The organism is Citrobacter sp. Cpo074 (assembly GCF_030332745.1).
Classification (GTDB): domain Bacteria; phylum Pseudomonadota; class Gammaproteobacteria; order Enterobacterales; family Enterobacteriaceae; genus Citrobacter; species Citrobacter portucalensis.
Window position 1 is genome coordinate 137366 of record NZ_JAOWHG010000038.1, and the last position, 11241, is coordinate 148606.

The 11241-nt window shown below is 51.5% G+C and carries 11 protein-coding genes; 6 read left to right on the forward strand and 5 right to left on the reverse strand.

What is annotated here, in order from left to right; genetic code table 11:
* The first annotated feature begins 141 nt into the window (after positions 1-141).
* From OGX83_RS22385 to emrB, 6 genes are all read left to right on the forward strand, one after another.
* Positions 142-1326 (forward strand): MFS transporter, encoded by a 1185-nt coding sequence (locus OGX83_RS22385; protein WP_071445458.1) that lies wholly within the window; start codon positions 142-144, stop codon positions 1324-1326.
* 122 nt (positions 1327-1448) lie between these two features.
* Positions 1449-2186, forward strand: a complete 738-nt coding sequence (locus tag OGX83_RS22390) for an AzlC family ABC transporter permease (protein ID WP_003825971.1) — start codon at positions 1449-1451, stop codon at positions 2184-2186.
* Positions 2176-2511, forward strand: coding sequence for an L-valine transporter subunit YgaH (ygaH, locus tag OGX83_RS22395; protein WP_003825969.1), 336 nt, complete (start codon positions 2176-2178; stop codon positions 2509-2511). Before OGX83_RS22390 ends, ygaH begins: the two co-directional genes overlap by 11 nt.
* Positions 2512-2601: 90 nt before the next feature.
* Positions 2602-3132, forward strand: coding sequence for a multidrug efflux transporter EmrAB transcriptional repressor EmrR (gene emrR / locus OGX83_RS22400; protein ID WP_003037300.1), 531 nt, complete (start codon positions 2602-2604; stop codon positions 3130-3132).
* 129 nt (positions 3133-3261) lie between these two features.
* Positions 3262-4434, forward strand: coding sequence for a multidrug efflux MFS transporter periplasmic adaptor subunit EmrA (emrA, locus tag OGX83_RS22405; protein ID WP_003825968.1), 1173 nt, complete (start codon positions 3262-3264; stop codon positions 4432-4434).
* A 16-nt stretch (positions 4435-4450) separates the two neighbouring features.
* Entirely contained in the window at positions 4451-5989 is a 1539-nt protein-coding gene (emrB, locus tag OGX83_RS22410) for a multidrug efflux MFS transporter permease subunit EmrB (protein WP_286589212.1), read from the forward strand.
* A gap of 48 nt (positions 5990-6037) precedes the next feature.
* Here emrB and OGX83_RS22415 read toward each other — a convergent pair whose 3' ends face one another.
* The 5 genes from OGX83_RS22415 to yqaB form a co-directional block, all read right to left on the reverse strand.
* Positions 6038-7408, reverse strand: a complete 1371-nt coding sequence (locus OGX83_RS22415) for a carbohydrate porin (protein WP_286589215.1) — start codon at positions 7406-7408, stop codon at positions 6038-6040.
* 345 nt (positions 7409-7753) lie between these two features.
* Positions 7754-8269: an S-ribosylhomocysteine lyase gene (luxS, locus tag OGX83_RS22420; RefSeq protein WP_003037312.1), complete on the reverse strand. Its 516-nt coding sequence runs from the start codon at positions 8267-8269 to the stop codon at positions 7754-7756.
* A 149-nt stretch (positions 8270-8418) separates the two neighbouring features.
* The gene (gene gshA, locus OGX83_RS22425) at positions 8419-9975 is read right to left on the reverse strand and encodes a glutamate--cysteine ligase (protein WP_286589218.1); all 1557 of its coding nucleotides are present in this window, start codon (positions 9973-9975) and stop codon (positions 8419-8421) included.
* A 77-nt stretch (positions 9976-10052) separates the two neighbouring features.
* Positions 10053-10481 (reverse strand): YqaA family protein, encoded by a 429-nt coding sequence (locus tag OGX83_RS22430; RefSeq protein WP_218667218.1) that lies wholly within the window; start codon positions 10479-10481, stop codon positions 10053-10055.
* Complete coding sequence (gene yqaB, locus OGX83_RS22435) at positions 10478-11044, reverse strand: fructose-1-phosphate/6-phosphogluconate phosphatase (RefSeq protein WP_008785616.1); 567 nt, start codon at positions 11042-11044, stop codon at positions 10478-10480. The genes OGX83_RS22430 and yqaB overlap by 4 nt, the downstream gene beginning before the upstream one ends.
* Between the last annotated feature and the right edge of the window lie 197 nt (positions 11045-11241).

Genomic DNA, 11241 nt, shown 5'->3' on the forward strand with positions numbered 1-11241 from the left:
AAATGCCGGATGGTGGCGCGATGCACCTAATCCGGCCGATCCTCCCTCCCCCAATCGCACAATCCATCACTCAACAAATCAGCAACATTTAATCACTTCCGTTATGATTGTTTTCTGCAACCCATTACTCAGTTGAAAACAATGACGAAAACTACTCAGGGACTTAGCCCTTCGCTGATCCTGTTAATGTCTATTGCCACCGGCCTTGCCGTCGCCAGTAACTATTACGCGCAACCGCTGCTCGACACCATCGCGCGCAACTTTTCGCTATCTGCCAGTACCGCCGGGTTTATCGTCACCGCGGCCCAGCTCGGCTACGCCGCCGGCCTGCTGTTCTTAGTGCCGCTCGGCGATATGTTTGAACGTCGGATGCTGATTGTCTCCATGACGTTGCTCGCGGCTGGCGGCATGCTGATCACCGCCAGCAGCCAGTCGCTGGGTATGCTGATTCTCGGTACTGCCCTGACCGGGCTGTTCTCGGTAGTGGCACAGATTTTGGTTCCGCTGGCGGCAACGCTTGCCACACCAGACAAGCGCGGGAAGGTTGTCGGCACGATTATGAGCGGCCTGCTGCTGGGTATTCTGCTGGCGCGCACCGTGGCAGGATTACTGGCGAATCTTGGCGGCTGGCGCACCGTATTTTGGGTCGCATCAGTATTAATGGCGCTGATGGCGGTTGCGCTGTGGCGCGGCCTGCCGAAGATGAAATCCGATACTCATCTTAACTATCCTCAGCTGTTAGGCTCGGTATTCAGCCTGTTTATTCACGATAAATTGCTGCGTACCCGCGCGATGCTGGGCTGCCTGACTTTTGCCAATTTCAGTATCCTGTGGACCTCGATGGCGTTTTTGCTCGCCGCGCCGCCGTTTAACTATTCGGAAGGAATGATTGGTCTGTTCGGTCTGGCGGGTGCCGCAGGGGCGTTAGGTGCACGTCCTGCGGGCGGTTTTGCCGATAAAGGTAAATCCCACCTGACCACAACCATAGGACTGCTATTACTGCTGCTCTCCTGGCTTGCTATTTGGCTTGGGCACGCTTCCGTCCCCATGCTGATTATCGGTATTCTGGTGTTGGACCTCACCGTTCAGGGAGTACACATCACCAACCAGACGGTTATCTATCGCATTCATCCGGATGCGCGTAATCGCCTGACCGCCGGATACATGACCAGCTATTTTATTGGCGGAGCGGCAGGTTCGCTAATTTCAGCCTCTGCCTGGCAGCATGCCGGGTGGGCTGGCGTTTGTCTGGCGGGTACGACCGTTGCCGTACTCAACCTGGTGGTCTGGTGGCGAGGTTTTCACCGTCAGGAAGCCGTAAATTAAGCGTATAGCGCATGTTTACCGCTGATTGGGCTCCACAGGGTGTTAAGGAGCCCATCAGTCTGCTAAGGTTATAACTCATTGAACCAAGTTATATTAATTTCGGTAATGAAACCTATAACCCTATGGAAAGCCCTGTACCCCAGTCTGAATCCTGTTCGGCAACGTTAACGGAAGGATTCAAAGACAGCCTGCCAATAGTCATCAGCTATATTCCGGTCGCTTTTGCATTTGGTCTCAATGCCACTCGCCTTGGCTTTACGCCGGTTGAAAGCGTCTTTTTCTCCTGCATTATCTATGCGGGAGCCAGCCAGTTTGTCATTACCACCATGCTCGCTGCGGGCAGTTCGCTGTGGGTCGCCGCCCTTACCGTCATGGCCATGGATGTCCGCCATGTTTTGTACGGCCCTTCCCTGCGCAGCCGAATAGCCCAGCGACTGAGTAAACCCAAAAGTGCACTGTGGGCTTTTGGCCTTACCGATGAAGTCTTTGCCGCTGCAACGGCAAAACTGGTCCGGGATAATCGGCGCTGGAGTGAAAACTGGATGATCGGCATCGCACTGTGCTCCTGGGCCTCCTGGGTGTTTGGTACGGTGATCGGCGCGTTTTCCGGCAGTGGTTTACTCAAGGATTACCCGGCGGTTGAAGCGGCACTGGGATTCATGCTCCCGGCGCTGTTTATGAGCTTCCTGCTCGCGTCATTCCAACGTAAACAAGCGCTCTGCGTGACTGCCTCCCTGGCCGGGGCGCTGGCTGGCGTCATGCTGTTTTCCATACCTGCCGCTATCCTTGCAGGTATTGTCTGCGGATGCCTGACGGCGCTCATCCAGTCATTTTGGCAGGGAGGTCCTGATGAGCTATGAGGTTCTGCTACTTGGCCTGTTGGTCGGCTGCGTTAATTACTGTTTTCGTTATTTGCCGCTCCGTCTTGGGGTAGGCAATGTTCGCCCGACGAAGCGCGGCGCGACGGGCATACTACTCGACACTATTGGCATTGCATCTATTTGCGCCCTGCTGGTGGTGTCTACCGCGCCAGAAGTTATGCACGACGCTCGTCGGTTCGTGCCTACGCTGGTGGGGTTTGTCATACTGGGCGCAAGCTTCTATAAGACCCGCAGCATCATCATTCCAACGTTACTGAGTGCTCTGGGCTATGGATTAGCCTGGAAAATGCTTGTTGGCTTATAGATAAAAACAATCATTTTAAAGAAATAATACATTTACTTTATTTGTCACTGTCGTTACTATATCGGCTGAAATTAATGAGGTTATACCCAAATGGATAGTTCGTTTACGCCCATTGAACAAATGCTAAAATTTCGCGCCAGCCGCTACGAAGAGTTCCCTTATCAGGAAGTGCTTCTGACTCGCCTCTGTATGCACATGCAGGGTAAGTTGCTGGAAAACCGCAATAAGATGCTGAAAGCTCAAGGGATTAACGAGACATTGTTTATGGCGTTGATTACGCTGGAGTCTCAGGAAAACCACAGTATTCAGCCTTCTGAACTGAGTTGCGCGCTTGGCTCGTCACGCACTAACGCTACCCGCATTGCGGATGAGTTAGAAAAACGTGGCTGGATCGAACGTCGCGAAAGCGATAACGATCGCCGCTGTCTGCATCTGCAATTGACCGAGAAAGGCCATGCATTTTTGCAAGAGGTGTTACCGCCTCAGCATAACTGCCTGCATCAGCTCTGGTCGTCTCTTAGCACCACCGAAAAAGATCAGCTTGAGCAAATTACCCGTAAACTTCTGACCCGTCTTGATCAGATGGAGCAGGATGGCGCGGTGTTAGAAGCGCTGCGCTAACGCGCCGACTCGCTCAGAAATCCAGATTTATAAATGAAAAAACCGACAGGCCAGCACGCATACTGCTGGCCTGTCTGATAAACAGGTCGGCTCAGCCGATGTGAAAAAAATAAGATCGTGGAGAACAACATGAGCGCAAATGCGGAGACTCAAACCCCGCAGCAACCGGTCAAGAAGAATGGCAAACGTAAAAGTATGCTGCTCCTTCTGACCTTGCTCTTTATTATCATTGCCGTGGCATATGGGATTTATTGGTTTTTAGTACTTCGTCATGTCGAAGAGACAGACGATGCGTACGTGGCAGGGAACCAGGTTCAAATCATGGCTCAGGTATCAGGCAGCGTGACGAAAGTCTGGGCTGATAACACTGACTTTGTAAAACAAGGCGATGTGCTGGTCACCCTCGACCAGACAGACGCAAAGCAGGCATTTGAAAAAGCCAAAACTGCGCTGGCTTCCAGCGTGCGTCAGACGCACCAGTTGATGATCAACAGCAAGCAGTTACAGGCAAGCATTGAAGTGCAAAAAACCGCACTGGCGCAGGCACAAAGCGACTTTAATCGCCGAGTTCCGCTGGGCAATGCCAACCTGATTGGCCGTGAAGAGCTGCAACACGCTCGTGATGCCGTCGCCAGCGCTCAGGCCCAGCTTGATGTCGCGATCCAACAATATAATGCTAACCAGGCGATGATTCTGGGTAGCAAGCTGGAAGATCAACCCGCTGTGCAACAGGCTGCCACCGAAGTGCGCAATGCCTGGCTGGCGCTGGAACGTACCAGAATTGTCAGCCCAATGACCGGTTATGTATCCCGTCGCGCCGTACAGCCTGGTGCACAAATTAGCCCAACCACGCCGCTGATGGCGGTTGTTCCGGCCACTAACCTGTGGGTAGATGCCAACTTCAAAGAAACACAGCTCGCGCACATGCGTATCGGCCAACCGGCGACCGTTATCAGCGATATTTACGGCGATGACGTAAAATATACCGGTAAAGTTGTCGGTCTCGATATGGGTACGGGCAGCGCTTTCTCCCTGCTGCCAGCGCAGAACGCAACCGGCAACTGGATCAAAGTCGTCCAGCGTCTGCCGGTACGTATCGAGCTGGATGCGCAGCAACTGGCACAGCATCCATTACGTATTGGTTTGTCTACGCTGGTTACGGTAGATACCTCAAATCGTGACGGACAAATTCTGGCAAGCCAGGTTCGTACCACGCCGGTATCAGAAAGTAATGCACGTGAAATCAACCTTGCTCCGGTCAATAAGATGATCGAAGAGATCGTGCGGGCCAACGCGGGCTAATTCAAAGGTGCGTGTGATGCAACAGCAAAAACCGCTGGAAGGCGCGCAGCTCGTCATTATGACGATCGCGCTGTCCCTGGCGACATTCATGCAGGTGCTGGACTCCACCATTGCTAACGTGGCGATCCCCACTATCGCCGGGAACCTCGGCTCTTCACTGAGCCAGGGGACCTGGGTTATCACCTCATTTGGGGTGGCGAACGCTATCTCTATTCCGATCACCGGCTGGCTGGCAAAACGCTTTGGCGAAGTAAGACTCTTTATGTGGTCAACTATCGCCTTCGTCATTGCGTCATGGGCATGCGGGATGTCCACCAGCCTGAACATGCTGATTTTCTTCCGTGTAATACAGGGCATTGTCGCGGGTCCATTAATTCCGCTGTCACAGAGCCTGTTGCTGAATAACTATCCACCCGCCAAGCGTTCCATCGCCCTCGCGCTATGGTCGATGACGGTGATTGTTGCCCCGATATGTGGTCCTATTCTTGGGGGCTATATCAGCGACAACTATCACTGGGGCTGGATATTTTTTATCAACGTGCCAATCGGGGCTATGGTGGTATTGATGACACTGCAAACCCTGCGCGGTCGGGAAACCAAAACCGAGCAGCGGCGCATTGACGCCATTGGTCTGGCACTGCTGGTCATCGGTATCGGCAGTTTGCAGATTATGCTCGACCGCGGTAAAGAGCTGGACTGGTTCGCCTCGCAGGAGATAATCATCCTGACTGTGGTCGCCGTGGTTGCTATCAGCTTCCTGATCGTCTGGGAGCTTACCGACGAGCACCCCATTGTCGATCTCTCGCTGTTTAAGTCGCGCAACTTTACCATCGGCTGCCTGTGTATCAGCCTGGCCTATATGCTTTACTTCGGCGCAATCGTCCTGCTGCCGCAGCTGTTGCAGGAGGTATACGGCTATACAGCAACCTGGGCTGGTCTGGCGTCAGCGCCGGTTGGGGTGATTCCGGTGATCCTGTCTCCGATTATCGGCCGCTTCGCGCACAAGCTGGATATGCGTCGGCTGGTAACGTTCAGTTTTATTATGTACGCCGTCTGTTTCTACTGGCGTGCGTGGACGTTCGAGCCGGGTATGGACTTTGGCGCATCGGCCTGGCCGCAGTTTATTCAGGGGTTCGCGGTAGCCTGCTTCTTTATGCCGCTAACCACCATTACGTTGTCCGGCTTGCCGCCCGAGCGTCTGGCGGCGGCATCCAGCTTGTCGAACTTTACGCGAACGCTGGCAGGTTCCATTGGCACATCGATTACGACGACAATGTGGACAAACCGCGAGTCGCTGCATCATGCGCAGCTAACGGAATCTGTTAACCCCTACAACCCAAATGCACAGGCTATGTACGATAAGCTGCAGGATTTAGGGATGACGCACCAGCAGGCTTCAGGTTGGATAGCTCAGCAGATCACCAATCAGGGGCTGATTATTTCCGCTAACGAAATCTTCTGGATGTCGGCGGGGATCTTCCTGGTCCTGCTTGGCCTGGTGTGGTTCGCCAAACCGCCCTTCGGTGCGGGCGGCGGCGGCGGTGGCGCACACTAACTATCTGATAAAAGGGATCTGCGGATCCCTTTTTTATTAGACCTATAATCAGAAGTAATATTTGAATCTCAGACGCCCGCCGTAACGCGCATCTTCGCTGTTATCACCATTATTCGGATTGGCCTCTACCCATGAAGCATAGGCACCGAGGTAGATGTTAAAGTTTTTCATATCCATCACATTGGGGAATAAATATGAGGCATGAATAGTGTGAATGTCATAATTGCCGGGATCGGTGATCCAGCAATCGTCCTCACAAACGGCATCGATATTGGTAGCATTGAAGGCTTCGATTTTGTTATGCGCATAGATATAACCCAGTTCAAATCGATGCCACAACGCATTCACCCCAGCGGTAAAATCTGTCTCATCGGTCGCATCCATATAGGCGGTATTCAGGTTAATCACTGCGCCATCTTCCGGGTCCGTTTTTTGACCATTCCAGGTCATGGTAAAACCATAGCCCGTACGATCTGACTGATCGATCCACGTCCCATTTTGGTAATAACCGTAGGCGTTGTTAACGACGTTACTTTCCATCGCTATCGCCGTTGAAAAACGCCCATTTTGCCAGGCGATAACCGGACGGACGTAAGCCACGTTTTTATCGTTGGTTAAATCCATTCCGTGGTACTGCTTCTCGGTATATAACGTACTGCCATTTTCCAGCAATGTGTTAACTTCGAAATACCAGTTGTCGATGGTTTTGCTCAGCAGGAAGTTCCCCCCGCTGTCGCTACGTCCCCGTCCTTCTTTCATCATATAGATATAGCCGTAACCGTCACTGTAGAGATCGTTCGCTGTATTCCCCGAATATTCAACAAACGTATCCTGATTCAGCGGGAACATATCGTAGGCTTCAAAACGACCAACCTTAATTTTCCAGTCATTCTCACGACCAAAGAAGAAAACGGCATCATCGAGGTTCATTTTTCCGGTCAGGTCCGCCAGAGGCTGTACCGAGAACCCTGCAAAATTACCGTTGTCCCGCCGCTGGTAGCCATCAAAACCCAGCAACAGGCGTCCGTTAATATCCCAGCGTTCATTGGTTCCTGGTGCCCAATCTTTATTCGCTGACGTTCTCGTCGATGTCAGGCTACCGGAACGGCTTGCCGCATCCATATTAAATTCGACATCGCCGTAGAACTTAATATCGCTGAAGCCAGATAATGTCAGCTTAGGCGGAGTTTCACCTGCTGCAATCGGCTCGGCAGACTGGACATTCGCCGTCGGCGTAGCAGCGACCTGCTGCTGCTTCAGCGAGCGAATTTGCGCCTCAGCATCGGATGCCCGTTTTTCGGCATTAACAACACGTTGCTCCAGTTCAGCCAGACGCTGCTCAATAGTGATATTATTTGCTGCCCAAAGGTTATGAGAAAAGCAAGCACCGATCATCAGCGCCAAATATTTAGCCTTCATTTTCATCCCTAAAGTTTAATGTATACCAGATAAGATTTGATAAAAAACCTATCTACCGGCTATTAAAAGAGTCTTGTTATTACCCGGATATCTGGCGCATTCCATTATGTTTTTCTATTAATTATTTATGTTTTTTAGTTTATGTGATCAATACACTCTGGCATCGTTAATTATCCACCGTTTTCTGCTTGCCAGATCACACTTTATTATTTAACAGGTCAGGCATCATTTAAATTAAAATATATTCTCGCCGCAAATATAATAAACACACATTATATTAAGCAATAAAAAACCCCGGACATAAACCGGGGTTAATTTAAATACTGGAACAGCTAATCAATAAGACTAAATATGCAGTTCCTGCAGTTTCTCTTTCGGTAGCGCCAGCTCTTCATTGCTGTTCACGCGTACATCACGCTCCAGAATATGACGCGCGATATCCTGTGCTTCGCTAAGAGAGTGCATCTGATACGTACCGCACTGGTAAACGTTCAGCTCCGGGATCTGGTTCTGATCCTGTACTTTCAGCACGTCCGCCATTGCCGCTTTCCACGCGTCGGCTACGCGCTGTTCGTCCGGCGTACCAATCAGGCTCATGTAGAAGCCGGTACGGCATCCCATCGGAGAGATATCGATAATCTCAACGCCGTTACCGTTAAGGTGGTTACGCATAAAACCTGCAAACAGGTGTTCCAGCGTATGGATACCTTTCTCAGGCATCACTTCTTTGTTCGGAATGCAGAAACGCAGATCAAACACGGTGATTGCGTCGCCATGCGGGGTGTTCATCGTTTTTGCAACCCGGACCGCGGGAGCTTCCATCCGGGTGTGATCGACAGTAAAACTATCTAACAACGGCATTTAGCCACCTCCGATAAATTTTTTAAAAATAATCTGAACTCTTTGTTCCGGGGCGAGTCTGAGTATATGAAAGACGCGCATTTGTTATCATCATCCCTGTTTTCAGAGATGAAATTTTGGCCACTCCCGAGTGGCCTTTTTCTTTTGTATCAAGCGTGCTTTTCCAGCCACACGCTAAACGGCTCAGTATCAGCCGCTTCGATCTCCTGCTGACGATGCTTTGAAGCCTCGGTTTCAGCAATAAATTCAGCTTCCTGCACTATTTCTAACGGCTCTTCACGCAGCAGATTTCGGTAAGCCTCACCCAACGCTTTGCCCGTGCCGCCAATGCCTTCATCAATCATAGACCGTAGGATCCGGGCAGAGAAAGTCAGTTCAGGATTGTCAAAACAGGCAACAAGTTCATCACAGACCTTCAGATACTCCTCTCCCCCATCGATGCTGTCCAGCGTTTGTGCCACGCGTTTCAGATCGCGGAACAAATCTTTCCCAACCTTCGGCAGCGGGAACTGGGCTGTTTCACAGCCAATACCTAACGTCAGCCCAGGCTTACGCCCTTCGAGAATCACGCGATTCCAGTTTTTACGCGTACACAGCAATTCATCGCTGCTCATTTCCGGGGCATCAGCCAGCGCACACCAGACCATAAACAGATCGAGGAAGCGCACCTGCTGCTCGTCCACGCCGATAGGCGAGAACGGGTTGATATCCAGCGAGCGTACTTCGATGTACTCGATACCGCCACGCAGAAGCGCATCTGATGGCGTTTCTCCACGACGAGTGACGCGTTTCGGGCGAATAGGCGCATACAGCTCATTTTCAATCTGCAGAACGTTGCTGTTGATTTGCAGACGCTTACCGTCTTTCTCCAGACCGATCGCCGCGTACTCCTCGGAAGGCGTCTTAATCGCGCGCTTTAATCCTGCCACATACTCATGCAAATCGTTAAACGTAATTCCGAGATTGCTTTGCGACTTATTGGTATAGCCCAAATCACTCAGACGCAGCGACGTTGCGTACGGCAGGTAATACATCCCACAGTCGGTTTTTTCAAACGGCAGAGTTGTCGGTTTTCCTTGCAGGAATGAGGAACAAATGGCCGGGGAGGCACCAAACAAATACGGGATCACCCAACCAAAACGGTAGTAGTTGCGGATCAGACGGAAGTAGCCCGCGGAGATCTTCTCTTTAGCATCCCCACCTTCGGTTACACCGCATTTCGCCTGCCAGAAAGCCATAGGCAGCGAGAAGTTGTAGTGTACGCCCGAGATTGTCTGCATCAACGCGCCATAGCGGTTTTTGAGGCCTTCACGGTACAGCGTCTTCAGGCGACCGGTATTCGACGTACCATACTGCGCCAGTTCGATATCCTGACCTTCGGCAATATAGCAAGGCATGCTCAACGGCCACATACGCTCGTCGCCAAGGTTTCTGGCGGTATAACGATGTAAGTCGCGCATGAACGTGAGCATTTTCTCAATGTCGTCACCGGGTGGAGTAATGAACTCCAGCAATGCTTCGGCAAAGTCAGTGGTTATCCACTTATGCGTTAGCGCTGAGCCTAACACCTCAGGATGGCCTGTCGTTGCTAATGACCCATCTGCATTAACACGCAGCGTTTCGCGCTCCAGACCACGTTGAATCCCCTTTAACGCCTGAGGATGGTTTTCCAGCCAGGCCAGCGCCTGTGATACGTCCGGGATCAAATTGACCTCCCGCCTGTCAAAATCGTTTTAATTAGCATAATGGTATTGGTTACCCTGAAGGCTATCCCACAACACAATTAGTGCCACCACATAATGCCTTGTGTCGTAACCGCTGCGACAACAACATAGCGCAGCGCCTTGCCAAGGCATAAGAAAAAGAGAACTGGGCCCCACGAGATGCGCATCCACCCGGCTAACAGGCACAGCAAATCCCCCACAACCGGCATCCAGCTTAATAATAGTGTGACAGCGCCATAGCGCCGCAGCCAGCCTGTGGCTTTTTCTTGCCAGCGCGATGTTTTACGCAATGGAAAGAAACGCCCAAGGATAACGTTAGTTAACCCTCCAAGGCTATTACCCATTGTTGCTGTTAAGACTAAGACCCAGGGATGACTGCCCCCGGAAACCAACAAAGCAACCAGAACAACTTCAGAATTGCCGGGTAATAGCGTGGCACTGAGAAAACTGCTGGCAAACAGTGACAGGAGCGACAGTCCATCACTCACAATAACCGGACATCCACGGCATCCATTCCCGCGGCATGCGCCGCCTGTATTCCAAAATCGGCATCTTCAAACACGACGCAACGAGCCGGAACAACCCCCATACGTTCGGCACAAAGCAAAAACGTATCAGGAGCCGGTTTATGGTGTTGTACGTGATCTGCTGCGACTACAGCATCAAAATAGTGACGCAGACCAAGGTGAGCGAGCAGCGCTTCTGCAATTGCGCTTTCACTACCCGTACCTACCGACATAGGACGACGACCATGCCAGGCTTTCACGACATCAACCAACGGCAAAGGCTGGACGCTATCCAGCAGCATGCTTCTCACCTTGTCGGTTTTTTCACGTGCCAGTGCATGAGGATCAAGATCGGCATGGTTCAATTCAATTACCGACTGCGCAATACGCCACGTTGGGGAACCATTGAGAGCGACCATGGCATGTTCATCAAACCGTAGTCCATAATGCCCCAATACCTCATGCCACGCCTTACGATGCGTAGGCTCGGTATCCAGGATGGTACCATCCATATCAAAAATCAAACCCGCATAACGTTCGTACATCGTCTTCTCACAAGCCGAGTGACCAGACGTTATTTTATCGTAATTGATTGATTTTGTCGCTGACGGCGAATTGAGGGGTGTTCAGAGAGTATGTGGAAATGATTTAGAGGGAGGGACAAGATGGTGCATCCGGGAGGATTCGAACCTCCGACCGCTCGGTTCGTAGCCGAGTACTCTATCCAGCTGAGCTACGGATG